General features: G+C 58.4%; 24 protein-coding genes. 14 read left to right on the plus strand and 10 right to left on the minus strand.

Going from position 1 to position 26892, the window contains the following annotated elements:
• Positions 1-15: 15 nt before the first annotated feature.
• Complete coding sequence (locus tag BLU07_RS14130; RefSeq protein WP_092388047.1) at positions 16-600, minus strand: NnrU family protein; 585 nt, start codon at positions 598-600, stop codon at positions 16-18.
• Positions 601-644: 44 nt separating this feature from the next.
• Positions 645-1940: an META domain-containing protein gene (locus BLU07_RS14135; protein WP_092388050.1), complete on the minus strand. Its 1296-nt coding sequence runs from the start codon at positions 1938-1940 to the stop codon at positions 645-647.
• A 137-nt stretch (positions 1941-2077) separates the two neighbouring features.
• On the opposite strand from BLU07_RS14135, the gene BLU07_RS14140 reads away from it, so the two are divergent.
• The 8 genes from BLU07_RS14140 (at position 2078) to BLU07_RS14175 (ending at position 9018) form a co-directional block, all read left to right on the plus strand.
• Positions 2078-2752: a VTT domain-containing protein gene (locus BLU07_RS14140; protein WP_092388053.1), complete on the plus strand. Its 675-nt coding sequence runs from the start codon at positions 2078-2080 to the stop codon at positions 2750-2752.
• A 232-nt stretch (positions 2753-2984) separates the two neighbouring features.
• A complete protein-coding gene (locus BLU07_RS14145; RefSeq protein WP_092388056.1) occupies positions 2985-4325 on the plus strand; it encodes a KamA family radical SAM protein in 1341 nt (446 codons plus the stop codon).
• Between the two features lie 112 nt (positions 4326-4437).
• The gene (locus BLU07_RS14150; RefSeq protein WP_092388059.1) at positions 4438-4611 is read left to right on the plus strand and encodes a periplasmic nitrate reductase, NapE protein; all 174 of its coding nucleotides are present in this window, start codon (positions 4438-4440) and stop codon (positions 4609-4611) included.
• Between the two features lie 12 nt (positions 4612-4623).
• Entirely contained in the window at positions 4624-5103 is a 480-nt protein-coding gene (gene napF / locus BLU07_RS14155; protein ID WP_092388062.1) for a ferredoxin-type protein NapF, read from the plus strand.
• Positions 5096-5386 (plus strand): chaperone NapD, encoded by a 291-nt coding sequence (locus BLU07_RS14160; protein ID WP_157719208.1) that lies wholly within the window; start codon positions 5096-5098, stop codon positions 5384-5386. The genes napF and BLU07_RS14160 overlap by 8 nt, the downstream gene beginning before the upstream one ends.
• Before the next feature lie 61 nt (positions 5387-5447).
• Complete coding sequence (gene napA, locus BLU07_RS14165; protein ID WP_092388068.1) at positions 5448-7952, plus strand: nitrate reductase catalytic subunit NapA; 2505 nt, start codon at positions 5448-5450, stop codon at positions 7950-7952.
• 11 nt (positions 7953-7963) lie between these two features.
• Positions 7964-8437 carry a nitrate reductase cytochrome c-type subunit gene (locus BLU07_RS14170; RefSeq protein ID WP_092388071.1) on the plus strand — a complete coding sequence of 158 codons (474 nt, stop codon included), beginning with the start codon at positions 7964-7966 and terminating at the stop codon, positions 8435-8437.
• Positions 8434-9018, plus strand: a complete 585-nt coding sequence (locus BLU07_RS14175) for a cytochrome c3 family protein (RefSeq protein ID WP_092388074.1) — start codon at positions 8434-8436, stop codon at positions 9016-9018. The genes BLU07_RS14170 and BLU07_RS14175 overlap by 4 nt, the downstream gene beginning before the upstream one ends.
• Positions 9019-9100: 82 nt before the next feature.
• Here the strand turns inward: BLU07_RS14175 and BLU07_RS14180 are convergent, their stop codons facing one another.
• The 4 genes from BLU07_RS14180 to thiI all read right to left on the minus strand — a co-directional run bounded on the left by BLU07_RS14180 (position 9101) and on the right by thiI (position 14851).
• Positions 9101-10048, minus strand: coding sequence for an alpha/beta hydrolase family protein (locus BLU07_RS14180; protein WP_092388077.1), 948 nt, complete (start codon positions 10046-10048; stop codon positions 9101-9103).
• A gap of 256 nt (positions 10049-10304) precedes the next feature.
• Positions 10305-11252 carry an alpha/beta hydrolase family protein gene (locus BLU07_RS14185; protein WP_092388080.1) on the minus strand — a complete coding sequence of 316 codons (948 nt, stop codon included), beginning with the start codon at positions 11250-11252 and terminating at the stop codon, positions 10305-10307.
• Positions 11253-11479: 227 nt separating this feature from the next.
• Positions 11480-13291, minus strand: coding sequence for a translational GTPase TypA (typA, locus tag BLU07_RS14190; RefSeq protein WP_092388083.1), 1812 nt, complete (start codon positions 13289-13291; stop codon positions 11480-11482).
• Positions 13292-13399: 108 nt separating this feature from the next.
• Positions 13400-14851 (minus strand): tRNA uracil 4-sulfurtransferase ThiI, encoded by a 1452-nt coding sequence (thiI, locus tag BLU07_RS14195; RefSeq protein ID WP_092388086.1) that lies wholly within the window; start codon positions 14849-14851, stop codon positions 13400-13402.
• A gap of 329 nt (positions 14852-15180) precedes the next feature.
• Here thiI and glnA point away from each other — a divergent pair, with 329 nt between their 5' ends.
• From glnA to trmL, 5 genes are all read left to right on the plus strand, one after another.
• Complete coding sequence (gene glnA / locus BLU07_RS14200) at positions 15181-16584, plus strand: glutamate--ammonia ligase (RefSeq protein WP_092388089.1); 1404 nt, start codon at positions 15181-15183, stop codon at positions 16582-16584.
• Positions 16585-16728: 144 nt separating this feature from the next.
• Positions 16729-17349, plus strand: a complete 621-nt coding sequence (locus BLU07_RS14205; protein WP_157719209.1) for a DUF4124 domain-containing protein — start codon at positions 16729-16731, stop codon at positions 17347-17349.
• Between the two features lie 274 nt (positions 17350-17623).
• On the plus strand, positions 17624-18712 hold the full coding sequence (gene glnL, locus BLU07_RS14210; protein ID WP_092388095.1) for a nitrogen regulation protein NR(II): 1089 nt from the start codon (positions 17624-17626) through the stop codon (positions 18710-18712).
• A complete protein-coding gene (ntrC, locus tag BLU07_RS14215) occupies positions 18709-20139 on the plus strand; it encodes a nitrogen regulation protein NR(I) (protein WP_092388098.1) in 1431 nt (476 codons plus the stop codon). Before glnL ends, ntrC begins: the two co-directional genes overlap by 4 nt.
• A gap of 203 nt (positions 20140-20342) precedes the next feature.
• Entirely contained in the window at positions 20343-20807 is a 465-nt protein-coding gene (gene trmL, locus BLU07_RS14220) for a tRNA (uridine(34)/cytosine(34)/5-carboxymethylaminomethyluridine(34)-2'-O)-methyltransferase TrmL (protein WP_092388101.1), read from the plus strand.
• Positions 20808-20859: 52 nt separating this feature from the next.
• On the opposite strand, the gene BLU07_RS14225 is transcribed toward trmL, so the two are convergent.
• Entirely contained in the window at positions 20860-21837 is a 978-nt protein-coding gene (locus BLU07_RS14225; protein ID WP_092388104.1) for an NADPH:quinone oxidoreductase family protein, read from the minus strand.
• Positions 21838-21983: 146 nt separating this feature from the next.
• Here BLU07_RS14225 and BLU07_RS14230 point away from each other — a divergent pair, with 146 nt between their 5' ends.
• Positions 21984-22370, plus strand: a complete 387-nt coding sequence (locus BLU07_RS14230) for a flagellar basal body-associated FliL family protein (RefSeq protein WP_092388107.1) — start codon at positions 21984-21986, stop codon at positions 22368-22370.
• Between the two features lie 14 nt (positions 22371-22384).
• Here the strand turns inward: BLU07_RS14230 and gshA are convergent, their stop codons facing one another.
• From gshA to BLU07_RS14245, 3 genes are read right to left on the minus strand one after another with little or no spacing between them, the layout of a single operon-like run.
• Positions 22385-23968 carry a glutamate--cysteine ligase gene (gene gshA, locus BLU07_RS14235; RefSeq protein ID WP_092388110.1) on the minus strand — a complete coding sequence of 528 codons (1584 nt, stop codon included), beginning with the start codon at positions 23966-23968 and terminating at the stop codon, positions 22385-22387.
• 51 nt (positions 23969-24019) lie between these two features.
• Positions 24020-24421 (minus strand): PaaI family thioesterase, encoded by a 402-nt coding sequence (locus BLU07_RS14240; protein WP_092388113.1) that lies wholly within the window; start codon positions 24419-24421, stop codon positions 24020-24022.
• 2 nt (positions 24422-24423) lie between these two features.
• Positions 24424-26751 (minus strand): Tex family protein, encoded by a 2328-nt coding sequence (locus BLU07_RS14245; RefSeq protein WP_092388116.1) that lies wholly within the window; start codon positions 26749-26751, stop codon positions 24424-24426.
• Positions 26752-26892 lie beyond the last annotated feature (141 nt).

Here is a 26892-nt window from a genome sequence, read left to right on the forward strand (position 1 = left end):
GCTGTCACTCGGATTTCAGCCCATGGCAAACGGCATCCGACCAATCAGCCAGAGGTGTAACCACATAGCAAATATCACCCAGAACACCAGGCCGACAATCACTACCAGAATATCCCGCGTCACCTTGCCCGCAGGAGGCACATAACCGCTCGCGCGGTCATCCCGGCGTGAGGCAATATAAAGGACCACAGCCCAGACAAGAAAGCCACCAAACAACAACAGATCGGCCAGCGTGCCATTGGCCAGCAAATGCGCGATGGCCCAGAATTTCACTGCCAGCAGCATCGGGTGGCCAACCCGTGCCTTGATGTGTGACCCCGGTATATAGGTCGCTACCAGAAGAATAAACGCCGGGATGGTCAGCAAGGCGGCCAGGTGGCGGGTCCAGGTGGGTGACTCCCAGAGCCAGACCGGCGCCATACGTGCCTGGCCGTAGCCCCAGACAATCAGCACCAGGCCCAGCAGCGCAACCAGCGAATACAGCCCTTTCCAGGGCAGCAGGCCTATCCGCGAAATCTGTTGCTGGCGCCAGGCCGGAGCCAGCATTTTGGTTGAATGAATACCGAGAAAAATCACCAGGCCAAGTATCAGCGCCAGCATAGAGGGTTTCCTTGTGTGCGGGTGTCAGCAAAGGGCGCAGCCATTCAGTCCGCTTGTCGCGCTGTCAGGCTTTGCTCTTCAGCACTATACAACACCAGCTCGCCATCTTCGTTAATATTGAAACCTTGCACGCCCTGCAAGAATGCCAGCACCGTCTGCTCCTGGTCCATCAGCGCCGATTCACAGGCTTTCTTGGTTGTTGCCACCTGCTGCAGGCTCAAGCCTTCCCCGCTCAGTTGGTAGCCGGCCATAAAGTTATTGCAGGAGGCAACGCCGGACAGGCGTTGCTCCGGTGCAAAGCGCAAGGTCACCCGTGATCCGTCCAGCGGTGCAGCGCTGTTGATCGATTCGACCACCCAGGTTGTGCCCTGCAGCAGCTGTTCGGGATCACCGGCGCAACCGGAATGGGTGGTACCAGACCGGGTCAGTTCGGCCCGATAGGGATAAGGCATCCCGCTCATACTGTCGTGACACAGGCTACGGTGCAGACGTAGCTCAAGGCCGAGATCAAGCGACCTGATCAGTGACTCGTCGCCACTCAGGCGCTCGACCTCATAGGGCAGTTCCCGCACCTCTTCATCAGGCGTACGGAGCGTCAACTGGTCGTCCAGGTCAATACGCCAGAAGGGTTCGTTTCCCCGCGCCTGGAGTGGGCGCGGCAAGGCACCCTGGGCAACGCAGAGCGGGTATTCCTCGCCCTTGAGCGTCAGCAGGGCCTGCTCGCCCTTACTCCAGAAACGGGTATCCGGGTCCCCTTTCGCTTCATAGCGGGCCCCGGATGCGGCCACTACGGGCAAGAGCACAATGCGTTCATCCGCGACATCCAGCACCAGGTTTTCACCATCATGACCGGCCCGTATCTGTCGTTGGCCGCAATTCATCACACTGGTCATGGCCGTATCACGATATGGCATCAACTCCAGGTCACCCAATGCCTGATCACCGCTGGCCGGATCCAGCATCAGCGCCTCCGACAGCCAACGCGTTCGTCCACCGTCTTCAATCCGCGCTTGCAGGCGCCAGTCTTCAGCCTGCGCCAGAGTCTCGGCATCGACCTCCAGCGCAAAGGCAATCGGCACCTGCCGACCTTCCAGCTGGATACGCTGCTCGGCCAGCACCAGATCGTCGCTATCTTCGGCGCCGGTAACCTGCACCACTGCGACCACATCGGGTGAGAGGGCAATTCGCGCGGAATAGGTCAAATTGCCACTGATCCGGGTCAATGCCGGCAAGCTCACCTCAGGCTGAGCCGTCGCCTGACCATTGCCCTGTTCGCCACTGCAGCCGCCCAGCAAACCCACTGCCAGCATCACGCTCAGCACCCCGGTTACCTTGTTCATTGAATGTCTCCTAGAATGCTTGTCCAATTGCCTGCTCAGACCCACGCATCATGCCGTCCGTTCCCGACGCCATCTTTATTGCCAATAGGCGTGGGGCACTCCAGTATAGGCTGTGAGCTTCCCCATCGGATAAACAGATGTTCGCCAACCATCGGCCACGCTGGCCCCTGTATGCATTACTTGGACTGCTGGCCTTGCTGCTGCTCGGGCTACTTCAGCCGATCGGTATTGATGAGCTGCTGCACTGGGGCATCGCCCTCGCCGGGCATTCCGCGACGCTGCCTACATTGTTGTTGCTGATGGCGGCGCTGATGTCTTTCGGCTTGCCGGGTAGCCTGTGTTTCTGGCTGATCGCGCCCTTTTACTCTCCTCTGATCAGCGTGCCGGTACTGGTTATGGGGAGCGTCGCCGGGGCAGCAGGCGCCTATGCGCTGGGACACCGGGTGGGCTCGGCCGTGCGTCCGAACCGCCTGGCCCGCCAGGTTCTGACACTACTGGCCAGACGCAGTGATTTTCTTACCCAGTGCGCCCTGCGCATATTGCCGGCTTTTCCGCATGCCTTTATCAACCTGGCTGCCGGGGTGCTGCATTTACCACTGACCAGTTTCCTACTGGCCGCTGTACTAGGCCTGAGCATCAAATGGCTGGTGTATGCCTACGCCGTTCACGGCATGGTCAGCGCACGACTCGCCGAGCAGTCGCTGGATCTATCCACTCTGCTGCCGTTGTTTGGACTGGCCGGCCTGCTGCTGACCGGCTCTCTGGTTCGACGCCACTGGCTGCGCGCTGACGACCATGCCCCCCTCCGTTGATCAGATGAATGATCTCGGCCAGCCATTGTTTAGACATAAAACAGCTTATCTGGTAAATTAACCGGCTAACCAAATTGATCGCCAAGTCCAACGGGCGCCTGAAATCAGCCTTGCCGCCCTGTAATCATCCTGCAATATCGCGCCGGACTGGCTCTGCAGAGACCTTTCTGCTTCAGGGCACGCCAACGGTTTGCCACACATTTTCTGACTAACAATATTAAGTGTACTAACTATGACTAGACAGAACATTGTTGCTATTTCCCGTGACGACACGACCCCGAACGTCGAGCCCCAGCGCTTCAAGGTCTATACCGCCCGCCAGCTGCAGCAGATACCGCAACTGGCGCAATTGAGCGAAGAGCAGCGTTTTGACATGCAGGTCGTGGCCAGCGTGCTGCCGTTCCGGGTCAATGAGTATGTGATCAACGAACTGATCGATTGGCAGAATATTCCGGCCGACCCGATCTTCCAGCTGACCTTTCCGCAGCGCGGTATGCTCAAACCCGAGCACTTTGAGCGTGTGGCCAGCAAGATGCGCGATGGTGCCGATCAGGCCAGCCTGAATCAGGTCATCAACGAGGTGCGCGCCGACCTCAACCCGCACCCGGCCGGCCAGCTGGAACACAACATTCCGCAGATTGACGGCGAAACCGTGCAGGGCCTGCAACACAAATACCGGGAAACCGTCTTGTTCTTCCCCAGCTCGGGCCAGGTCTGCCACAGTTACTGCACCTTCTGCTTCCGTTGGGCGCAGTTTGTCGGCGACAAGGACCTGAAAATTGCCGCGCGGGAAAGCGGTCAACTGCAGGAATACCTGCGTGCGCACCCGGAAGTGACCGATGTACTGGTAACCGGCGGTGACCCGCTGGTGATGAAAACCAAGAACCTGCGCGCGCATCTGGAACCTCTGCTGACCGAAGAGTTTGCCCATGTGCGCACCATTCGCATCGGCTCCAAGGCACTGACATTCTGGCCTCAGCGTTTTGTCAGCGATGAAGACGCCGATGACCTGCTGGCACTGTTCAGCGAAATACAGGCGGCCGGCAAGCACCTGGCGCTGATGGCCCACTACAACCACTGGCGTGAGCTGGAGCCTGCTATTGCGCGTGAGGCGATCCGCCGCGTGCGGGCGACCGGAGCCCAAATTCGCGCCCAGGGCCCACTGCTGGCCCACATCAACGATGACGCCGCCACCTGGGCACGCATGTGGCAGACTCAGGTCGAGCTGGGCATTATTCCCTATTACATGTTTGTCGAGCGTGATACTGGCGCCCAGCATTACTTCGAAGTGCCGCTGATCAAAGCCTGGGAGATCTACCGTGATGCCATGCAGCAGGTGTCCGGCATTGCCCGCACCGCGCGCGGTCCATCAATGAGCTCGCACCCCGGCAAGGTGGAGATCCAGGGCGTCGCCGAGATCAATGGTGAGAAAGTGCTGGCGCTGCGCATGATTCAGGGCCGCAATCCGGACTGGGTACAACGCCCCTTCTTTGCCGAATACAACGAGCAAGCCACCTGGCTGAACCACCTCAAGCCCGCTTTTGGTGCAGACAAGTTTTTCTTCGACGCCTGATATGCCGGGCCCTGCAGCCAACAGGGCCCATCTCTCCCGCATTACCCCTACATAATCATGGTTATATGGTCTAGGCTGGTAACATCTGGTTACCGGTAGTCTGGGAGCGCGCATGGCCGATAACGATGAATTGAATCGCCAGCACAGCAAAGGTGCCGAAGCTCGCGCCTTTGCATTCATTACCGTCTTTCTGTTCCCTTTGCTGGCCGTTGCCCTGGTAGGCGGCTACGGTTTCGTCATCTGGATGATGCATACCTTTATCGGCCCGCCCGGGCCACCCCTGTAGAGGGAGGCATCCATGTCTGTCAGTCTCAGCCGGCGGCGACTCCTGCGCGGCCAACTGGATTCCCGACCACACCTTGATCCACCCTGGAGTGGCAGTGATTTCAATGACTGCTGCAGCCGCTGTGATGCCTGCATAAAGGCCTGCCCCGAGCAGGTCTTGCGCCGCGGCGACGGCGGTTTCCCGCAAATGGACTTCAGCCAGAACGGCTGCAGCTTGTGTCAGGCTTGCGTGCAAGCCTGCCCCGAACCGGTGTTTGATCTCAGCCGCCAGGCATTCGACTGGCGAGCACAGATCAATACCGCCTGCCTGGTCAACCAGGGTATTCATTGCCAAAGCTGTGACGATGCCTGCGAACCACGAGCCATCCGCTTTCGTCCCCGCCTTGGCCAGCCCCCGTCTCCTGAGCTCGACACTACGGCCTGCACTGGCTGTGGCGCCTGCCTGGCCAGCTGCCCGGCCGATGCCATCAGCCTGGAGACGCCACATGGCTGACTACGTCCATATCGCCAGCCTGCTGGTGCAGGTCAAACCGGAGAGCATGAGCGAACTGCAACTGGATCTGACCGGTCAGCCAGGCATTGAGGTCCGTGCTCAAAGCCCCCAAGGCAAACTGGTCGTGGTCATGGAAACCGACCAACAAAAACGCATTCTTGATTTTCAGGCCAGTCTGCATGACCGGCCTGGCGTACTGAGTTGCAATCTGGTTTATCACGAAGTAGTCGCAACCGAGGAAGCGGACCGCCCACTGGATGATCTCGACATTAGCGCCGATTAGCCCGCAAGACCTACGCCTGGCGCATGACGTCGGCGAGTAAATAACAAAACAGGTGACGCCCATGAAACTGACCCGACGTGAGTTCGTTAAAGCCAACGCTGCGGCTGCTGCAGCCGCCGCCGCAGGCATCAGCCTGCCAACCAATGCCAGCAATCTGATCACCCACAGCGATCGCACCCAACTGAAATGGGACAAGGCACCTTGTCGTTTCTGCGGCACCGGCTGCAGCGTCATGGTCGCTACCCGGGATAATCAGATAGTAGCCACCCACGGCGATGTGCAGTCACCGGTGAACAAGGGCTTGAACTGCGTCAAAGGCTATTTCCTGTCAAAAATCCTTTATGGCCGGGACCGCTTGACCCAGCCCTTGCTGCGCAAACGCAACGGCGTCTATGACAAGAACGGCAGCTTCGAACCGGTCAGCTGGGACGAGGCCCTGGACCTGATGGCAGACAAGTTCACCGAGGCTATCCGCGAACACGGACCAGAAAGTGTCGCCATGTTCGGTTCCGGCCAGTGGACTATCTGGGAGGGCTATGCTGCCAGCAAACTGTTCAAGGGCGGCCTGCGCAGCAACAACATCGACCCCAATGCGCGACATTGCATGGCATCGGCAGTAGCCGGCTTCATGCGTACTTTCGGCGCCGATGAGCCCATGGGCGTCTATGACGACATCGAGCATGCGGATGCCTTTGTACTCTGGGGCGCCAATATGGCCGAAATGCACCCCATCCTGTGGACCCGGGTGACCGACCGCAGGCTATCGCACCCGGGCACTGAAGTGGCCGTGCTCTCGACCTATGAACATCGCTGTTTTGATCTGGCTGACCTGCCGATGGTCATGCACCCGCATGCCGACGTGGCGATTCTCAACTTTATTGCCAATTACATCATCGAAAATGACGTCGTCGACCAGAACTTCGTTGACCGGCACGTCAACTTCGTCAAAGGCGCGGAAGATATCGGTTATGGCCTGCGGCCGGAAGACCCGCGTCAACAACAAGCCAGGAACGCCGACAACCCGAACAGCTGGGAGGCAATGAGTTTCAGCGCCTTTGCCGAGTACGTCAAACCCTACACCCTGCAAAAGGCGGCGGAGATTTCCGGGGTGGCGGAAAACCGCCTGCTCAAGCTGGCCCAGTTGTATGCCGACCCGGAGAAAAAGGTCACCACCTTCTGGACCATGGGCGTCAATCAACATACACGCGGTGTCTGGGTCAATAACCTGATCTACAACCTGCATCTGCTTACTGGCAAGATTGCCACACCCGGCAACAGCCCCTTCTCACTGACCGGACAACCCTCTGCCTGCGGTACCGCACGCGAAGTAGGGACATTCGCACATCGCTTGCCGGCCGACATGGTAGTCGCCAATCCGGAGCACCGGGCCAAGGCCGAAGCCATCTGGCAACTGCCGGCCGGCACCATACCGCCCAAACCCGGGTACCACGCTGTACAACAAAGTCGCATGCTCAAGGACGGAAAGATCAAGGTGTACTGGACCCAGGTCACCAACAATGTACAGGCCGGGCCGAACACCCAGCAGGAAATCCTCCCTGGCTGGCGCAATCCGGAAGCCTTCGTCATCGTTTCGGATATTTATCCTACCGTTTCCGCCCAGGCAGCCGACCTGATTTTGCCCGCCGCCAGCTGGGTAGAAAAGGAAGGCGCCTACGGTAATGCCGAGCGGCGCACCCAATTCTGGTACCAGTTGGTATCACCGCCCGGTGAGGCGAGGTCCGACCTGTGGCAGACCATGGAGCTTTCCAAGCGTATCCGGGTAGCCGATGTCTGGCCGCAAGAACTGCTCGATAAAGCCCCGGAGTTCAGCGAACGCACCCTGTTCGACATCCTGTTTGCCAATGGCTCGTCCAATCGCTTCGGCCTGGACGAGACCAATCCCGACCAGCTCAACGAAGAATCGCAGCATTTCGGCTTTTATGTGCACAAGAGCCTGTTCGAGGAATACCGCCAGTTCGGCGCCGGCAAAGGCAAGGACATGGCACCCTTCGATACCTACCACCAGGTGCGTGGCCTGCGCTGGCCGGTGGTCGATGGCCAGGAGACCCTTTGGCGTTACCGCGAAGGCAGTGACCCCTATGTGCCCGCTGGCAGCGGTTTTGCCTTTTACGGCACGCCGGACAGCAAGGCTCGCATCTTTGCCGTACCACACGAACCGCCAGCGGAATCACCGGATGAGGAGTACCCCTACTGGTTGTCCACTGGCCGGGTGCTCGAACACTGGCATACCGGCAGCATGACCCGACGGGTCAGTGAACTGCACAAGGCCGTGCCTGACGCCCTGCTCTACATGAACGTCGATGATGCCCGCGAGAAGGGTTTCCGACGTGGCAGTGAAGTACGCATTGTCAGTCGCCGGGGTGAATTGCGTGCCCGGGTAGAAACCCGTGGCCGGGTACGCATGCCACGCGGCATGGTCTATGTACCCTTCTTTGATGCCAGCAAGCTGGTCAACAATCTGACCCTGGACGCTACCGACCCGATATCCCTGCAAACCGATTTCAAGAAATGCGCTGTACGTCTTGAACTGGTCAATCTGGCATAAGGAGGCTCACCATGAATCGCTTGCTCACTCTACTCCTGACCGCCAGCGTTGTACTCTCCAGTCAGGCTGATGAAAGACCCCATGTTCCGGCACCGGATGGCCTGCGTGCTGGTGGTACCCTGTATCAAACCCTGCCGGCACCCCCGATTGCAGGGGAACCCAGGGCCAGTGGCCGGGAGGTGCGCAACTACCCGGAACAACCACCGGTGATTCCGCACAGTATCCGTAATTATCAGGTCGATGCACGCTTCAACCGCTGCCTGGAATGCCACAACCGCAATGCCGCTCCGGCAGCCGGGGCACCCATGGTCAGCATTACCCACTATGTCGACCGCAATGGGCAAACCCGCGCTGCAGTAACCCCTGGCCGCTACTTTTGCACGCAGTGTCACGTACCCCAGACCGATGCCGACCCCCTGGTGCAATCCGACTTCCAGTCGATTGATCAATTGCTGCAACGCGACCAGCAGGGAGGTCAACCATGAAACGCTGGCTGCAAGGTTATTGGCGGGTATTGAGCCGCCCGAGCGTGCATTTCAGCTTCGGGTTTCTGACCCTTGGAGGCTTTGTCGCCGGGATCATTTTCTGGGGTGGCTTCAATACCGCACTGGAAGCGACCAACACCGAAGCCTTCTGTATCACCTGCCATGAAATGCAGGCCAACCCCTACCAGGAGCTGAAAAATACCGTGCACTACAGCAACCGTTCAGGTGTGCGTGCGACCTGTTCCGACTGCCATGTACCGCATGACTGGACCAACAAGATCGGGCGCAAGATGGAAGCGTCAAAGGAAGTCTGGGGCTGGCTGTTCGGCACCATAGACACCCCGGAAAAATTTGAAGAGAAACGCCGTGAGCTCGCCGAACGGGAATGGCGTCGACTGAAAGCCAATGACTCACTGGAGTGTCGCAATTGTCATCAGTTTGATTCCATGGATTTCACCCTGCAGGCGCCACGGGCACGCCAGGCCCACTCAACTGCCCTGACCTCGGATGGTACCTGTATTGACTGCCACAAGGGCATTGCCCACCAGCTACCGGATATGACTGGCGTTCCAGCCCACTGAATGTCCGCGCGACCCACTGAACCTGCGGGCACAAAAAACGCCGACCCCTTTCAGGATCGGCGTTTTTTATGCTACCCGAATCTTAGTAAGGGCAGTTACCACGATACTCGGAGATCTGGCGATCCGAAGTATGGTTGGGACCACACAGGAACTGGCTGTAGCGCGTATCTTCATCGAGGAAACGCTTCATCCAGGAGACACCCATACGACCCAGCACCGCATCATAGCGACCACGGTCATTGCCGCCATTGGCACAGTAGTGGTTACCGTTATCCAGCTCGACAAAGGCTTTGTCGATGCTGCCCGAGATGCTGTTATAGAAGGGTGAAGCATGGCTGCCAACACGGGCGACAGTGTCTGACTCGCAGGCAAAGATCAGCGTCGGCGCTGCGACCTGACGTGACGGGAAGTTTGAAGTATCCCAGGGAGCCAGCGGAATGGCTGCCTTGATACGGCCTTCACCAGCCACACGGATAGTACCGCCGCCACCCATGGACCAACCGATCACACCCAGACGCTGGGTATCAATCATGCCACGGACCGGGCTGTTACGGCTGTTGTTCTGGTCCACCAGGTAGTCCAGTGCACTGTTGATCTGACGCGCACGGCTCGGCGGCTGATCAAAACCACTGTTGGTATCGATGGTCATAACGACGAAACCATAGGAAGCCAGTTTCGGCCCCCACCACTGGATAGAAGACTCGGAAGAGACATAGCCCGGGATGACGACGATCGCAGCCATGCTGCCGGAAGCGTTGCTCGGATAGTGAATAGTGCCACCACCGAAACCGCTGACAAAGCTGGATACGTTCGAGGTCGCCACACGGTACTGACCGCGGCTGCCTTCAAGGAAAGAGGTAGTCGGGTTCGGACCACGCTGATAGGGGCTGCCAGCACCCGGATCAGTGGGCTCGGAAGGCGGCGGTGGCGGTGGCGGCGTCGGGTTGGATGCCATAACCGAAGTCGAAAACAGAAGTGCGCTGGCGGCAACCACAGAAAACAACGTTTTGCCGATAGACTGAGTTTTCATAATTTCTCCAGGATCATTTCTTGTATTTGTTGTACTGAATGCTCGTGGCGGCCACAGGCAACCAACTGCCGAGCTCATTACTTCACGCCCATTTATTAGACCCAAGTGAGCCCTGCACTCCTATCCCCCTTACAGGTGAAATTTTGATCAATGCTGTTCTTCTCGGCTGCTATTGCACTAACCCACATTTGCAAGAGCCACGAACAAAAAGCCCCGCGACTGTTTCCAGTCGCGGGGCTGTTCACAACAACCGCACTCAGTAAGGGCAGTTACCGCGATATTCGGAGATATCACGATCGGACTCGTGACTTGGTCCACACAGGAACTGGCTGTAGCGGGTATCTTCGTCCAGGAAACGCTTCATCCAGGACACACCGAAGCGGCTCAGCACATCATCATAAGCGCCGAAAGAACTACCACCATTGCCGCAGTAATGACTGCCACCATCCAGTTCTACAAAAGCCTTGTCGATGCTGCTCGGTATGTTGTTGTAGAAAGGCGAGGCATGGCTGCCTACCGGAGCAACGATATCCGACTCACAGGCAAAGATCAGCGTCGGTGCTGCTACGTCACGAGCGGGGAAGTTGGAGGTATCCCAGGGGGCCAACGGAATGGCTGCCTTGATTCGGCCTTCACCAGCGACTCGAATGGTACCACCACCACCCATGGACCAACCGACAACACCCAGGCGAGAGGTATCAATCATGCCGCGTACCGGGCTTCTCCGGCTGGAATTCTGGTCAATCAGATAATCCAGTGCGTTGTTGATCTGACGCGCACGGCTTGGCGGCTGATCGAAACCACTGTTGGTATCGATGGTCAACACAACGAAACCATAGGAAGCCAGTTTGGGGCCCCACCACTCAATCGAGGATTCAGCCGAAACGTAGCCTGGAATAACGACGACTGCCGCCATGGTACCTGATGCATCGCTCGGGTAATGGATAGTGCCACCACCAAAACCGCTGACCCAGCTGGACACATTCGAAGTGGCTACCCGGTGCTGACCACGATCGCCTTCCAGGAAAGACACCGTCGGGTTTGGTCCGCGCTGATAAGGGCTGGAACCACCCGGATCGGTCGGATCGGTTGGTTCAGAAGGTGGTGGCGGAGTCGGATTGGATGCCATAACCGAGGCCGAGAACAGCAGTGCGCTGACAGCAACGGCAGAAAACAGCGTTTTGCCGATAGACAGAGTTTTCATAGAGTCTCCAGAATTATTGTTGTACTTGCTTGAGCATGCAACCGCTGCGATCAGAACGACCCAACACCTCTGATGAAAGCTGCATGCTGCGCAATGTAATGCTGCTGTGCCGACACGCCAATCGCCTTGATGGGTGACCCACCAGTCAGCCCAATAAAAAACCCCGCCAGATCACTCTGACGGGGTTTGCTTTTTACTGTCGCTAGACGCAGCGCAACTCGCCAGGGTTAACCCTTGGCGGCACGCTTGCGCTGGTTCTCGTCGAGAATCTTCTTGCGCAGACGCAGCGACTTTGGCGTCACTTCGACCAGCTCGTCATCCTCGATAAATTCCAGCGCCTGCTCCAGGGTGAACTTGATCGGTGGTACCAGCTGGATGGTTTCATCCTTGCCGGAGGCGCGCATGTTGTCGAGCTTCTTCGCCTTGGTCGGGTTGATCACCAGATCGTTGTCACGGCTGTGAATACCGGCCAGTTGACCCTCATAGATCTCGTCGCCCGGCGACAGGAACAGCTTGCCGCGATCCTGCAGGGTTTCCAGCGAGTAGGTCAGCGCCGTACCTTTGGCCATGGACACCAGCACGCCGTTCTGACGACTGGTCATTTCACCGCCCTTGATCGCGCCGTAATGGCTGAAGGTCGAGGTCAGAATGCCGCTGCCCGAGGTCAGGGTCAGGAAGCTGTTACGGAAGCCGATCAGGCCACGTGCAGGAATGGTGTATTCCAGACGAATACGACCCTTGCCATCGGGAATCATGTTGGTCAGGTCACCACGGCGCAGACCCATCTGCTCCATGATCGGGCCCTGATGCTGCTCTTCCACGTCGATGGTGACGTTCTCGTAAGGCTCCTGCTTTTCGCCGTCGACTTCGATGATCACCACTTCCGGACGACCTACAGCCAGTTCGAAACCTTCACGACGCATGTTCTCGATCAGTACCGACAGGTGCAACTCGCCACGGCCGGATACCTTGAACTTGTCCGGGCTGCCGGTTTCTTCCACACGCAGCGCCACGTTGTGCAGCAGTTCCTTTTCCAGACGCTCCTTGATGTTACGGCTGGTGACGAACTTGCCTTCTTTACCGGCGAAGGGCGAGTCATTGACCTGGAAGGTCATGCTAACGGTCGGCTGGTCAACAGTCAGCGCAGGCAGAGCTTCGACGTTTTGTTGATCACACAGGGTGTCGGAAATGAACAGCGCATCCATACCGCTGACGCAAATGATGTCACCGGCCTGGGCCGATTCCACTTCAACGCGCTGCAGGCCACTGTGACCCATGATCTTGAGGATACGACCGTTGCGCTTCTTGCCGTCGGCGCCAATGGCGGTGATCGGCGAGTTGGCGTTGATGGTGCCGCGAGCAATACGACCAATACCGATCACACCGAGGAAACTGTTGTAGTCCAGCTGCGAGATCTGCATCTGGAACGGGCCATCGACATCCACCTGCGGGGCCGGCACATGGTCAATGATCGACTGGAAGATCGCATCCATGTTGTCGCCCATATCTTCATGGTCGAGGCCAGAGATGCCGTTCAGGGCGCTGGCATACACAATCGGGAAGTCCAGCTGCTCATCGGTGGCACCCAGATTGTCGAACAGATCAAAAATCTGATCCACCACCCAGTCCGGACGCGCGCCCGGACGGTCAATCTTGTTGACCACCACAATCGGCTTCAGGCCGGCGTTGAAGGCCTTCTGGGTCACAAAGCGGGTTTGTGGCATCGGGCCATCCTGGGCATCAACCACCAGCAGGACCGAGTCAACCATCGACATGACGCGCTCGACTTCACCACCGAAGTCGGCGTGACCGGGGGTATCAACGATGTTGATGTGATAGCCATTCCACTCGATGGCGGTATTCTTGGCCAGAATGGTAATGCCGCGCTCTTTCTCCTGGTCGTTGGAGTCCATCACCCGCTCGCCTTCGGCTTCTTTGCGGTCCAGCGTGCCGGAGAGTTTGAGCAGCTTGTCGACCAGTGTGGTTTTACCGTGGTCAACGTGGGCAATAATGGCGATGTTGCGGAGATTCTCGATCACTTTGAACGTCCTGGATAGCGCGGCGACTGGCCGGCATACTGAAAAAATGAGGTACGCATTATACAGACACTGACGTGACAGTGTATGTTTTTTGCGCAGCAGGGAAAATCAATTGCTCGGCCGCAGCACCCGCACATGCCCGAAACCCGCATCCAGCAGATGCTGGGCATGCATCTGACTCATCAGCCCCTTGTCGCAATACAGTAAATAGACCCGCGCTGGATCGAGTTCGGCGAAGGAGGCTTTCAATTCATAGAATGGAATTGCCCTGACCTCGACACCTTCCAGTTGCAAAGGACTGTTCTCGCGTTCATCCGGTGCGCGGATATCGATCACAACCTGACCGGGCTGCGCGGAGCTGACCAGCTCCAGCTCATCAATGCCCTCCAGCGGCTGATCCAGCAAATGGCAGTCGGTGTAACGCGCTTTATCTACGGCACGCTCAAGCACGGAAAAATCGAACTGCGCCTCGGCCTCGGCGACCCGACCATGGGTGGTATAGATCGCCGGACTGACCGAGATAACCCCGCAGTATTCCGGAATACTGCTGCACATGGCTTCCACACCGATCTGTCGCGCCTGGGCGATAATCGTCTGCTTGCTGGTGGTGATCAACGGGCGCAGCACCAGGCGGTCCACCGCGCGATCAATCACGGCCAGGTTAGGCAGTGTCTGACTGGCCACCTGGGCAATTGCCTCACCGGTTACCAGGGCCTGAAACCCCAATTGATGTGCGACCCGGTCAGCAGCGCGCAACATCATGCGCTTGAGCACCACACCCATCTGACTGTCATCCACATTGCGAATCAGCTCACCCACCACTTCCTCAAAGGGCACGCTGATAAAGCGCAAGCGATGGCTACCGGCATACTGGCGCCAGAGGTGATGGGCAATCTGGCGTACACCGATCTCATGCGCACGCCCACCCATATTGAAAAAAATGAAGTGCGGCAGAAGCCCCCGTTGCAGCAACTGATAACTCGCCACGGTGGAATCAAAACCACCTGACATCAGGCTCAGCACTGGCTCCATGGTACCCAGCGGAAAGCCGCCCATACCTGCATGCCGCGCCTGAATCAGGAAAACCCGCTCATGACGAATTTCCACTTCTGCACGGACCTCCGGTGCGGACAGCGAAATACCTGCGGCCCCACAGCGCTCGAACAACTGGCTTCCCAGATAGCTGGCCACTTCCGGCGAGCTGAAGGGGTGCCTGCCCACCCGCTTGCAGCGCACGGCAAATACCTTGCCGGCCAGCTGCGCACCAAGATGCTGCACGCACAGATCGGCCAGCGTGGGCAAATCGGTGAGTGGGTATTCGTGCACTTCCTGGATTTGTGAAATACCCGGCGTACGCTGCAGACAGTCCAGGGCGGCAGCCAGGTTCTCCGTCTGCACCCCTTCGATTTCCAGACTGTCCCAGGCACCGTGAACACGCAACGCCGGATCAATCTCTGCCAGCAAGCTGCGCAAGTTCACTTTGAGCTGTTTGACAAAGCGCTTGCGCACTGGCGTGGTCTTGATAGTGATTTCGGCAAAGAACTTGATTAACAGCTTCATAGGCTTCAGCTACGCAAAAGCGCATTATTATACGTTGCTCAGGCAAGCCTGACGATGCAGCCTCATTAAAGGTACAATAGCTGGCCCGCACACGAAAATGATCCAATATGGTGCATATCAATGTCACGACGCACTATATTGGATCATATTCGTGTTTTGCATGCGCACTGAAAAGGCAGAAATGCTGCTAAAACGTGCACTTGCGCGCTTGTTTAAAGCTGGCATAGCTTTTGCTCTACTAATCGCCAAGCGGATCGCTGGACTCTCCGCTCTTGTTCATTATTCCGGTCGGCATATAGCCGGCAATTCGATTCCCATTGGAGGAAACCATGTCGAAAACGATTCAACTGATCAAAGAATTTGACGTGAAGTGGGTTGACCTGCGCTTCACCGACAGCAAAGGCAAGCAGCAACATGTGACCATTCCTGCTCGCGACGTGAATGACGAATTCTTTGAAGACGGCAAAATGTTCGATGGTTCTTCTATCGCCGGCTGGAAAGGTATTGAAGCATCCGACATGATCCTGATGCCCGATGACGAAACAGCGGTTATGGACCCCTTCACCGAAGACCCGACGCTGATCATCATCTGCGACATCATCGAGCCCTCTACCATGCAGGGTTACGAGCGCGATCCGCGCGGCATCGCCAAGCGCGCTGAAGAGTACATGAAGTCCACCGGCGTCGGTGACACTGTATTCGTTGGTCCTGAACCCGAGTTTTTCGTTTTTGACGAAGTCAAATACAAGTCCGACATTTCCGGCGCCATGTTCAAGATCATCTCCGAACAGGGCTCCTGGAACACCGATGCCGATTATGAAACCGGCAACAAGGGCCACCGCCCTGGCGTCAAGGGTGGTTACTTCCCGGTACCGCCGGTCGATCACGACCACGAAGTCCGTACCGCCATGTGTAATGCCATGGAAGAAATGGGCCTGACCATTGAAGTGCATCACCACGAAGTGGCCACTGCCGGTCAGAACGAAATCGGCGTGCTGTTCAACACTCTGGTGAAGAAAGCCGACGAAGTACAAACCCTCAAGTACTGCGTGCACAATGTTGCTGATGCCTTCGGCAAAACCGCGACCTTCATGCCCAAGCCGCTGTACGGCGATAACGGCTCCGGCATGCACGTACACATGTCTATCAGCAAGGATGGCAAGAATACCTTTGCTGGCGAAGGTTACTCCGGCCTGTCCGATACCGCCCTGTTCTTTATTGGCGGCATCATCAAGCACGGCAAGGCACTGAACGCTTTCACCAACCCGTCGACCAACTCCTACAAGCGTCTGGTTCCCGGTTTTGAAGCCCCGGTCATGCTGGCCTACTCGGCACGCAACCGCTCTGCTTCAATCCGTATTCCTTACGTTTCCAGCCCGAAAGCACGCCGCATTGAAGCCCGCTTCCCGGATCCGGCAGCCAACCCCTACTTGGCCTTCGCCGCTCTGTTGATGGCTGGCCTCGACGGCATCCAGAACAAGATTCATCCTGGCGATGCAGCGGACAAGAACCTGTATGACCTGCCGCCGGAAGAGGCCAGCCAGATTCCGCAAGTCTGTGGCAGCCTGAAAGAAGCACTGGAGTCTCTGGACGCCGACCGCGAGTTCCTGACCAAGGGCGATGTGTTCACTGAAGAATTCATCGACGCTTACATCGAACTCAAAGCAGCTGAAGAGATCAAGGTACGCACCTTCGTTCACCCGCTGGAATACGAACTGTACTACAGCGTCTGAGACTGGCCACAAGCCGGAATCAGGGAATCAGGGGCGCCTCTCGGGCGCCCCTTTTTTTCGTCTGTCCGATAGCCATGGGGATTACTTGCCTTTCCCGACCAGCGATGCAAGGCTTGGATTATCAGTCACAGAGGAGTGATGGTCATGAAACGCATGCTCAGCACAGGATTGCTGACCAGCCTGTTGGCGTTCGGCGCACAGGCACAGATCTACAGCTGGACCGATGCCGACGGCAACCGGATGTTTTCGGACAAACCGCACCCCGGTGCGGAGAGCATCCAGATAGGCCCGACCAACACCATCGAACCACCGGAGAAGCCATCTGCCGCTGAGCCCGATTCAGCGCAAACGGACCCTGGCAACAGTCAGTCAGCGCCATATCAACAAATCAGCATCCGCAGTCCGGGCAATGATGAGGCCGTGCGCAGCAATGAAGGTGAATTGACCCTTCAGGTGAGGTTTGACCCGCCGCTCAGCAACAATCACCTGCTTCGCGCCGATATCGACGGTGAACTGAGCAGTCAGGGTGTGCCCGGCAATGGCGACCCCGACATCAGCCTCAATCTGCCCGGCATGGATCGTGGTACGCACCAAATCAGCGCGGTGGTGGTTGATGCCCGTGGCCAGGAACTGCAACGCAGCAGCCCCATTACAGTGCATTTGCAGCGCACCTCATTGCTGCAACCCGGCCGACAGGGATCAGGGCAGTCGTCCCAGCCACCCAGCGCGCAGCCTGCGCCCAACGTCCCTGGCGGCAACAACTGATTCGGCGCCGCTCTCCCCCGCCATCCGGCAACGTTATCAACGCCCCCACCCATGACAGCACCTGCGCACTATAATAGTGCGCAGGTGCTGCTGACATCCCGCAAGCAGTGCACGCCCCTCTTGTGGGCGTCACGCCAATAACCGGCGCACCCGGCCGTCAGCTCCCTGATTCTGCGGCCTGAACACCGAAATAAAAGCTGTGCGGATAATATCGTGCACCAATAAGAAGCTGGTTCGGTTTTTGCATTATCCAGGGGAACCAATGGATACCACTATGCTCTCAGACGCTTTTCACCGCCAATTGCTCGACAATCTGACCACGGCTGTATTGCTGCTGGATCAGGAGTTGCGCGTCGAGTATCTCAACCCAGCCGCCGAGATGCTGCTGGCGGTCAGTGGCCAGCGGGTACAGCAGCAACCACTGGAAAGCCTGTTCAATGACAGCAAACAAACCGTGGCTTCCTTGTACCGGGCGATTGAAACAGCACACCCTTTTACCAAGCGCGAAGCCCAGCTCAACCTCAACAACGGCCAACAGCTCATGGTCGACTATTCGGTAACGCCGCTGACCGGTAAACAGGCCAGCTGGGTTCTGATGGAAATCTATCCCCGCGACCGCCTGCAGCGCATCACCAAGGAAGAGGCCCAACTGTCAAAACAGGAAGTCACCAAGCTACTGGTGCGCGGATTGGCGCATGAAATCAAGAATCCGCTGGGCGGCATACGCGGCGCCGCACAATTGCTGGCGCGCGAACTGCCGGATATCGAACTGCGTGACTATACCGATGTCATCATTGAAGAGTCTGACCGCCTGCGCAATCTTGTCGACAGCATGCTCGGCCCCTATCGACCGCCCAACCTGCGCGCTATCAATATTCATGAAATTACCGAACGCGTATGTAGTCTGATCGAGGCGGAGACACATGGCCGTTTACGCATGCTGCGTGATTATGATCCAAGCATTCCAGAGCTGATTGCTGATCGCGAGCAGCTGATTCAGGCAGTACTGAATATTGTTCGCAATGCCATGCAGGCCATTGCCGGTCAGGGCGACCTCTCGGCCGGCCTGATCACCCTGCGTACTCGCACCCTGCGTCAGTTCACCATTGGTCAGGTTCGTCACCGGCTGGTGTGCAAGTTGCAGATCATTGATAACGGACCTGGTATCAGTCGCGACATTGTCGAAAGTATTTTTTATCCCATGGTCAGTGGGCGTGCCGAAGGTACCGGCCTGGGTCTGTCCATTACGCAAAATATCGTTACCCAGCATCAGGGGCTGATCGAATGCGACAGCCAACCTGGGCGCACCGTATTCACCCTGTTCCTGCCGCTGGAACCCACTTCTGGAGAAGCCCCGTCATGAGCCGTGCCGATAATATCTGGATTGTTGATGATGACCGTTCGATTCGCTGGGTCCTGGAAAAGGCCCTGCAACAGGAAGGCATGGAGCCGGTCAGCTTTGATAATGCCGATACCGCGCTGAGCCGGCTGCAACGCCAGTGCCCTGATGTTCTGGTCAGTGACATACGCATGCCCGGTAGCAGCGGCCTTGATTTGCTGGCTGCAGCGCGCGAGCAGCACCCCAACCTGCCAGTCATCATCATGACGGCGCATTCTGATCTGGACAGCGCCGTTGCCTCCTACCAGGGCGGAGCCTTCGAATACCTGCCCAAGCCATTTGACGTGGATGAAGCCGTTGCCCTGGTGCGTCGCGCCTTGGCGCATACCCGCGAGCAGGAAGCCCTGGCCCCCGAACAGGAATTGGGCCGCACGCCGGAAATCATTGGCGAAGCCCCCGCCATGCAGGAAGTCTTTCGTGCCATCGGCCGTCTGTCCCACTCCAACATCACCGTACTGATCAACGGTGAGTCCGGCACCGGCAAAGAGCTGGTCGCCCAGGCCCTGCATCGCCATAGCCCCCGTGCGCGCAATCCTTTCATTGCGCTGAACATGGCGGCGATACCCAAAGATCTGATGGAGTCGGAGCTGTTCGGACACGAGAAGGGTGCTTTCACCGGGGCTGCCAGTCAGCGCCGCGGCCGCTTCGAGCAGGCCGATGGTGGCACCCTGTTTCTTGATGAGATCGGTGACATGCCGGCGGAAACCCAGACCCGCCTGCTGCGGGTACTGGCCGATGGCGAGTTCTACCGGGTTGGCGGTCACACCCCGATCAAGGTCGATGTGCGCATCATTGCCGCCACCCATCAGAATCTGGAAGGTCTGGTTCAGTCCGGCAAGTTCCGTGAAGATTTGTTCCATCGCCTGAATGTCATTCGCATTCATATTCCCAAGCTGGCGGAGCGCCGCGAGGACATCCCCGCCCTGGCTCAGCACTTTTTGACCAAGGCCGCACTGGAACTCAGCGTCGAACCCAAAGTACTCAAACCGCAGACCCAGGACTACATGCGCAGCCTGGCGTGGCCAGGCAATGTGCGGCAACTGGAAAATACCTGCCGCTGGATCACCGTCATGGCCTCCAGTCGCGAAGTTCTGGTCGACGACCTGCCGCCGGAACTGCTCAACCAGCACCAGGAAAGTGCACCCGATGGGCATTGGGAGCACAGTTTGCGCACGTGGGCGGACCAGGAGCTGGCTCGCGGAACCACTGACCTGCTGGATATTGCCGTGCCTGCCTTCGAGCGCATCATGATTGAAACTGCCCTCAAGCATACCGCTGGCAGACGCCGGGATGCCGCGCAGTTACTGGGCTGGGGGCGAAACACCCTGACCCGGAAAATCAAAGAGCTGGGCATGAATATGGACGGCAACGATGATGATGACACGGAATAAAACCCGTTCCGTACATAATTGGCACGCTTGATGCTTTAGTTATAGTGGGTGTATTTGAGGCGATCACAGTTCAGGCAGGCTGTGATCGCCTTTTTTTTCGCCAGCTGCAAGCAACACCGCACCTGATACCGACCTGGAGTGCTTGTAGCGTGCAGCGTGTAGCTGCCATACACTGTGCGCTTTGCCACAGCCTGCAGCCTGCCATGTTCCATATCACTCTGCTTGAACCCGAAATCCCGCCAAATACCGGCAACATCATTCGCCTGTGCGCCAATACCGGTTGCCAACTGCACCTGATCGAACCTCTGGGGTTTGTGCTGGATGACAAACGCCTGCGTCGCGCCGGGCTGGATTACCATGAGTTTGCCGACTTGCAGGTGCATGCCGACTGGGCCAGTTGCCTCGCCAGTGTTCAACCGCAGCGAGTGTTTGCCCTGAGCACCAAAGGCACGCGCAACTTTGCCGACGTCAGCTTTCAACCAGGGGATATGTTTCTGTTTGGGCCCGAGAGTCGCGGCTTGCCGGCAACACTGCGCGAAAGCCTACCCGCCGAGCAGGTACTGCGTATTCCCATGCGCACGGATAGCCGCAGCCTGAACCTGTCCAACAGTGCAGCGATTCTGGTCTATGAAGCTTGGCGCCAACAGGGGTTTGCCGGTGCAAGCTGATAGCTGCGGCTACCGGCAAGAGGGTCGCCAGCAGCCGCAGCCAAGCCTCAAATCAACGCGTCTTGATCACCACCTTGCCGACCGCCTTGCGTGAGGTCAGCATGGCCAGGGCGTCTTCGTACTCGTCCAGGTTATAGGTCTTGGATACCAGCGGCTTGAGCTTGCCTTCGCTGAACCAGGCGAACAGCTGCTTGAAGTTGTCCAGGTTGTTTTGCGGCTCGCGGGCAGCAAATGACCCCCAGAACACCCCAACCACGGCAGCACCCTTGAGCAGGGGCAGGTTGGCCGGCATTTCCGGAATCCGGCCGCTGGCAAAGCCGACGACCAGCAAACGGCCGTTCCAGTTGATGCAGCGCAGTGACTGATCGAACAGGTCACCACCGACCGGATCATAGATGACATCCGCACCCTTGCCGTTGGTCAGCGCCTTGACCTTCTCTTTCAGCTCGCCATCGGCGTAATTGACCAATTCATCCGCACCGGCATCTTTGGCCACTTGCAGCTTTTCGTCGCTGGAGGCAGCGGCAATCACCCGTGCACCCATGGCCTTGCCGATTTCTACCGCAGCCAGGCCCACACCACCGGAAGCGCCCAGCACCAACAGGGTTTCACCCGGCTGCAGATTGGCACGCTGCTTCAGTGCATGCATGGAGGTACCATAGGTCATACTGAAACCCGAGGCAGTGACAAACTCCATATCGTCAGGCATCGGCAGTACCCGCATGGCGTCAACCGCGATTTTTTCGGCAAAGCTGCCAAAACCGGTCAGACCCATGACGCGATCGCCCGGCTTGAGGTGTTTGACCTTTTCGCCTACGCTCGAGACAACACCGGCTGCTTCACCACCTGGCGAGAACGGAAAAGGCGGCTTGACCTGATACTTGCCTTCAATGATCAGCGTATCGGGAAAGTTGACCCCGGCAGCGTGGATGTCGAGAACAACTTCATTGGGTTTGGCAACCGGATCGGTTGTCTCTTCCAGCACCAGACTGCTGGCCGGACCGTAGGCTTTGCACAAGACGGCTTTCATGATGTCTCCCTTGTTTGGGTATTTGTGGGTTACAGTCTAGCTGCAACCCGGGTTGGCGGGTCAATGACCATACCGCTGGTTGATCTGAACCCATAAGGCCGGGCTTGTACGGCCATTCCCCTGATTGTCAGATGAGGACTCCAGGTATGCGCACACGATTTCTGACTTCAGCCCTGCTACTGCTCGCCGGGCTGCAAGTAACTGCCACCCTTCAGGCAGCCGAGTATGTCGAACTGACGCCCTCTTTTGTTGGCACCATAGGCTCTGGGCCGCGCATTCAGTATTTGCGTGCCGATGTGGCGCTGCGCGCGACCGATGCCGACGCCGTCAGCCGCATTGAGCATCATGACCCTCTGATCCGCAACGCCCTGGTCAGCCTGTTTGCTCGCCAGACTGCCGAAGACCTGACCAGCATGCAAGGCAAGGAAGACTTGCGTAATGAAGCACTCGCCAGGGTTCAGGCGGTGCTTGAGGAAGAGGAAGGCCAACCATTGGTCAGCGACCTGCTGTTTACCAACCTGTTGACCCAGTAACCCGTCGTGACAACTCAGTGTCGCGGGTCCTGGGCCATATAAGCAGCGACGAAGCTGTCAAAGTCTACGTCATCCGCGGCCTCGATCGCCTGTTGCTCCACCAGTGATTCCCGTGCTTCAGCCTGCATGGCCGCCTGTTGCTCAGCCGGCAAGGGGCGTGCGGAAAAATGTGCCTGATGCGCTGCCGACTGTGCCAGGGCAAAGCGGAAGAAACTGTCACCATGTGCTTTGATTCCGGCCAGGACCCTGGCCGAGGGGGTCAGTTCCGGGTCGACCAGCTTGGCCGTCTGGGCACTCAGACTGGCGCTGTAGTCGTTGCCACCATGCACCTGATCCAGCAGGGCCGCACAAGGCGCCATGGCAGTGACCAATTGCTGTCCCCAGGTCGTCAGCGTCCGCGCGACGCCGCGCTGGTGCAACTGCAACCCCGGCTCACGCCCGCGACGCACGGCAAGCGAAAAGTTCTCCACCACTTCAAGGCATTCGGCCTGCTCCAGCGGCGGGCTTTCTTCCAGCGCGCAATACAGCAGGAACACATCCAGGAAGCGGGCGGTTTCCAGGCTGATCCCCAGTGGTTCGAAGGGATCGATGTCCATGCAGCGCACTTCGATATACTCGACGCCGCGCGCAGCCAGTGCATGCACGGGCTTTTCACCACTCAGGGTGACCCGCTTGGGGCGGATCGGGCTGTAGAATTCGTTTTCGATCTGGAGCAGGTTGGTATTCAGTTGCTGCCACTCGCCATTGGCGTCATGGGTGCCCAGCTCGGCGTAGCGCGCAAAAGGCAGGCTGGTGGCTCTGATCATGCTTTCAATGTAATTGTCGAGGCTGTTGTAGCAGATATTCAGGCCAGCCTGCGCGTTGTTGTTGTACCCCAGGTCGCTCATGCGCAAGCTGGTGGCCCAGGGCAGATAAAGCGTCTTTTCACCCATCAGCTGCAAATTGTGCTGACGTCCTTGCAGGAAGGTGCTGCACAATGCCGGTGAGGCACCAAACAGATACATCAGCAACCAGGAATAACGTCGAAAGTTGCGGATCATGCCGAAATAGCTGGCTGACTGCCAATCCTGGGCTGAACTCTGATCTCCCGCCGTTTGCTGCAACAGCTGCCACACGGCAGGCGACAGGGAGAAGTTGTAGTGGATGCCGGCAATGCACTGCATCGCTTTCCCGTAGCGTATCGCCAGGCCACGCCGGTAGACGTGCTTCAGCGTGCCCACATTCGAACTGCCATACCAGGCGATCGGAATGTCGTTATCAGTGGCCGGCAAACGGCAGGGCATGCTCTCGGTCCATAGCCATTCGTCGCCGATCTGGCTATAGGTGTAACGGTGAATATCATCCAGCTGGCGCAGCAAATCGGGTACCGCGCGGCATACCGGCGTAATCAACTCCACCAGGGCTTCTGAATAATCCGTGGTTATCTGCGGATGCGTCAGGGCTGAGCCCAGGCCCGGAGGGTGTGCCGTCATGGCCAGTCGGCCATCCGCGCTGATGCGCAGACTTTCCTTCTCGATACCGTGGCGGCAGTCACGCAGACTGTCGGCCCACTGAGGGTGTTGCAGTACGTCCAGATGACGCTTCAAAGTCGGTGACAAGGCTGTCACTCCCTGGCAGATGGGCGCCAGTCGCGCCCGAAAAACTAAAGGTCAGATTCGCGCGAAAGTGCCCAGGGCCTTGGCCACCAGGGCATCGTCCTGCCACACCTCACCATCTACCACCACGGTGCGGGTACCGGCGTGCACGACTTTACCCCGGCCTTCCAGCGCACCACCGGTCACCGCTCGAGTGTAGTTTATTTTGCACTCGACAGTCGCGGTCACCTCATGCGGTTCCAGCACGCTGAATGCAGCAGCGCCCATGGCCGAGTCCAGCAGAGTGAATACCACGCCGCCATGCACACGCCCTGTGGAGTTGAAATGATGCGCTACGATATCCAGGTGCAGAAAGCATTCTCCGCGGCTGATGTGGCGAAATTCCAGCCCGACCAGGCGGGTGAAATCGCTCATGCGCTGGTCAGCAAAATTCTTCAGATAAGGGTGATCGACCATATTCAGGGCTTCTTCAGATGCTTCGCATTGGCGAACAGATCGGCAAAAGTACCACCTGAGGCCGCCTTTGTACCAGAGTGAGACGCTGCAGGTTGGCGCCCGCTGCTCTTTTTGCGTTCTGCTGGCGGCTTGCCTGCCGTCGCGCTGGCCTGGCCTGGCTGGTCGTCAAGGCGCATGGTCAGGCTGATGCGCTGACGCGGAATATCCACCTCCATCACCTTGACCTTGACGATGTCGCCGGCCTTGACCACATCACGCGGGTCCTTGATGAACTGGTGCGACAGCATGGAGATGTGCACCAGACCGTCCTGATGCACGCCGATGTCAACAAAAGCGCCAAAGTTGGCCACGTTGGTCACCACTCCCTCCAGCGTCATGCCCGGCTTGAGGTCGCTGAGCTTTTCCACCCCGTCCTGGAACACGGCCGCCTTGAATTCCGGACGCGGGTCACGGCCGGGCTTGTCCAGCTCCTTGAGGATGTCGCTGATGGTCGGAATACCGAAGCGCTCATCGGTAAAGCTGGCTGGTTCCAGCCTGCGCAGAAACGCCGAATCACCGATCAGGCTGCGAATATCGCGGGAGGTGTCAGCGGCAATCCGCTCGACCAGCGGGTAGGCTTCCGGATGCACAGCCGACGCATCCAGCGGATTGCTGCCATTCATCACACGCAGGAAGCCAGCGGCCTGCTCGAAGGTTTTGTCACCCAGCCGGCTGACCTTGAGCAGCTCGCGCCGGTTGCCGAAGGCGCCATGCTGGTCACGGTAATCAACGATATTCTGCGCGATCGCCGGGTTCAGGCCGGAGACCCGGGTCAGCAGCGGTGCCGAGGCGGTATTCAGATCGACGCCGACGGCATTCACGCAGTCTTCCACCACCGCATTCAGGCTGCGCGCCAGCTTCAGCTGGGACACATCGTGCTGGTACTGGCCAACGCCAATGGCCTTGGGTTCGATTTTTACCAGCTCGGCCAACGGGTCCTGCAAGCGACGGGCGATGGATACCGCGCCACGGTAGGTCACGTCCAGATCGGGGAACTCCTTGGCCGCCAACTCGGAGGCGGAATAGACCGACGCGCCGGCTTCCGAGACCATGATCTTGGTCATTTTCAGCGGCGCCTGCTGACGCAGGAGATCACCCGCCAGCTTGTCGGTTTCACGGGAAGCCGTGCCATTGCCAATGGCGATCAGATCGACCTGATGCTTCTGGCACAGGGCACCAAGTGCCGCCAGTGACTGGTCCCACTGGTTGCGCGGCGCATGCGGAAAGATGGTCACCTTGTCGACCAGCTTGCCGGTGGCATCGACCACCACCACCTTGACCCCGGTGCGCAGACCCGGGTCCAGCGCCAGCGTTACCCGCGGACCCGCCGGAGCGGCCAGCAGCAAGTCTTTCAGGTTACTGGCGAATACGCGGATGGCCTCGTCCTCGGCCAGTTCACGCAGGTCACCCAGCAACTCGGTTTCCAGGTGACCGAGAAGCTTGACCCGCCAGGTCCAGCGCACCACCTCGGCCAGCCATTTATCGGCTGCCCGGCCCTGCTGGCGAATGCCCACCGCCTCGGCAATGATGCCTTCGCAGGGATGCAGACTGCCGGCTGCCGGCTCTTCGTCACCCAGTTCAAGGCCAATGGACAGTACACCTTCATTGCGCCCGCGCAGGATGGCCAGGGCCCGGTGTGAAGGAACGCGCGCCAGCGGCTCGCTGTATTCGAAATAATCGCGGAATTTCGCCCCTTCGTTTTCCTTGCCGGCGACCAGGCGTGACACCACGCGCCCTTCCTGTTGCAGGGTGCGACGCAGCCGGTCGAGCAGGTTGGCGTCTTCACTGAACTGCTCCATCAGGATGTACTTGGCACCATCCAGCGCCGCCTTGATATCGGCCACGCCCCGGTCAAGGTCCACAAACCCGGCGGCCTGTTGGTCGGGATCCAGTGTCGGGTCGGCAAACAGCTGCTCGGCCAACGGGCCGAGGCCGGCTTCCAGGGCAATCTGCCCCTTGGTCCGGCGCTTGGGCTTGTAGGGCAAGTAGAGATCTTCCAGCCGCGTTTTGGTGTCGGCCGCCCGGATATCGCGCTCCAGTTCAGCGCTCAACTTGCCCTGCTCACTGATACTGTCGAGGATAGTGTTGCGACGGTCTTCCAGCTCCCGCAGATAACGCAGCCGCTCTTCCAGTTGGCGCAACTGGGTGTCATCCAGACTGCCGGTTACCTCTTTGCGGTAGCGGGCAATAAAGGGAACACTGGCGCCTTCGTCGAGCAGGCTGATGGTGGCACTGACCTGTTGCGGTCTGACCGCCAGTTCGGTCGCCAAACGCGAGACGATGGATTCCATGCAACTCTTCCTCTGGGCAGAACAAAAGGGCGCAGTATAACCGACTCGGCTACAGGGTGCGGCTCGGGCATCACCCGGGCAGGATTGTTCTGATCGGCTGCAGATGCTTGACTGAAGGCAGGAATTTGCCTGCAGTGCTAG

The sequence above is a fragment of the Halopseudomonas salegens genome, from assembly GCF_900105655.1.
In the GTDB taxonomy this organism is placed as follows: Bacteria; Pseudomonadota; Gammaproteobacteria; order Pseudomonadales; family Pseudomonadaceae; genus Halopseudomonas; species Halopseudomonas salegens.

What these genes read in the sequence shown, in the direction of transcription:
- BLU07_RS14130 (WP_092388047.1), bottom strand. Translation starts at nt 600, where the DNA reads ATGCTGGCGCTGATACTTGGCCTGGTGATTTTTCTCGGTATTCATTCA.
- BLU07_RS14135 (WP_092388050.1), bottom strand. Translation starts at nt 1,940, where the DNA reads ATGAACAAGGTAACCGGGGTGCTGAGCGTGATGCTGGCAGTGGGTTTG.
- BLU07_RS14140 (WP_092388053.1), top strand. Translation starts at nt 2,078, where the DNA reads ATGTTCGCCAACCATCGGCCACGCTGGCCCCTGTATGCATTACTTGGA.
- BLU07_RS14145 (WP_092388056.1), top strand. Translation starts at nt 2,985, where the DNA reads ATGACTAGACAGAACATTGTTGCTATTTCCCGTGACGACACGACCCCG.
- BLU07_RS14150 (WP_092388059.1), top strand. Translation starts at nt 4,438, where the DNA reads ATGGCCGATAACGATGAATTGAATCGCCAGCACAGCAAAGGTGCCGAA.
- napF (WP_092388062.1), top strand. Translation starts at nt 4,624, where the DNA reads ATGTCTGTCAGTCTCAGCCGGCGGCGACTCCTGCGCGGCCAACTGGAT.
- BLU07_RS14160 (WP_157719208.1), top strand. Translation starts at nt 5,096, where the DNA reads ATGGCTGACTACGTCCATATCGCCAGCCTGCTGGTGCAGGTCAAACCG.
- napA (WP_092388068.1), top strand. Translation starts at nt 5,448, where the DNA reads ATGAAACTGACCCGACGTGAGTTCGTTAAAGCCAACGCTGCGGCTGCT.
- BLU07_RS14170 (WP_092388071.1), top strand. Translation starts at nt 7,964, where the DNA reads ATGAATCGCTTGCTCACTCTACTCCTGACCGCCAGCGTTGTACTCTCC.
- BLU07_RS14175 (WP_092388074.1), top strand. Translation starts at nt 8,434, where the DNA reads ATGAAACGCTGGCTGCAAGGTTATTGGCGGGTATTGAGCCGCCCGAGC.
- BLU07_RS14180 (WP_092388077.1), bottom strand. Translation starts at nt 10,048, where the DNA reads ATGAAAACTCAGTCTATCGGCAAAACGTTGTTTTCTGTGGTTGCCGCC.
- BLU07_RS14185 (WP_092388080.1), bottom strand. Translation starts at nt 11,252, where the DNA reads ATGAAAACTCTGTCTATCGGCAAAACGCTGTTTTCTGCCGTTGCTGTC.
- thiI (WP_092388086.1), bottom strand. Translation starts at nt 14,851, where the DNA reads ATGAAGCTGTTAATCAAGTTCTTTGCCGAAATCACTATCAAGACCACG.
- glnA (WP_092388089.1), top strand. Translation starts at nt 15,181, where the DNA reads ATGTCGAAAACGATTCAACTGATCAAAGAATTTGACGTGAAGTGGGTT.
- BLU07_RS14205 (WP_157719209.1), top strand. Translation starts at nt 16,729, where the DNA reads ATGAAACGCATGCTCAGCACAGGATTGCTGACCAGCCTGTTGGCGTTC.
- glnL (WP_092388095.1), top strand. Translation starts at nt 17,624, where the DNA reads ATGCTCTCAGACGCTTTTCACCGCCAATTGCTCGACAATCTGACCACG.
- ntrC (WP_092388098.1), top strand. Translation starts at nt 18,709, where the DNA reads ATGAGCCGTGCCGATAATATCTGGATTGTTGATGATGACCGTTCGATT.
- trmL (WP_092388101.1), top strand. Translation starts at nt 20,343, where the DNA reads ATGTTCCATATCACTCTGCTTGAACCCGAAATCCCGCCAAATACCGGC.
- BLU07_RS14225 (WP_092388104.1), bottom strand. Translation starts at nt 21,837, where the DNA reads ATGAAAGCCGTCTTGTGCAAAGCCTACGGTCCGGCCAGCAGTCTGGTG.
- BLU07_RS14230 (WP_092388107.1), top strand. Translation starts at nt 21,984, where the DNA reads ATGCGCACACGATTTCTGACTTCAGCCCTGCTACTGCTCGCCGGGCTG.
- BLU07_RS14240 (WP_092388113.1), bottom strand. Translation starts at nt 24,421, where the DNA reads ATGGTCGATCACCCTTATCTGAAGAATTTTGCTGACCAGCGCATGAGC.
- BLU07_RS14245 (WP_092388116.1), bottom strand. Translation starts at nt 26,751, where the DNA reads ATGGAATCCATCGTCTCGCGTTTGGCGACCGAACTGGCGGTCAGACCG.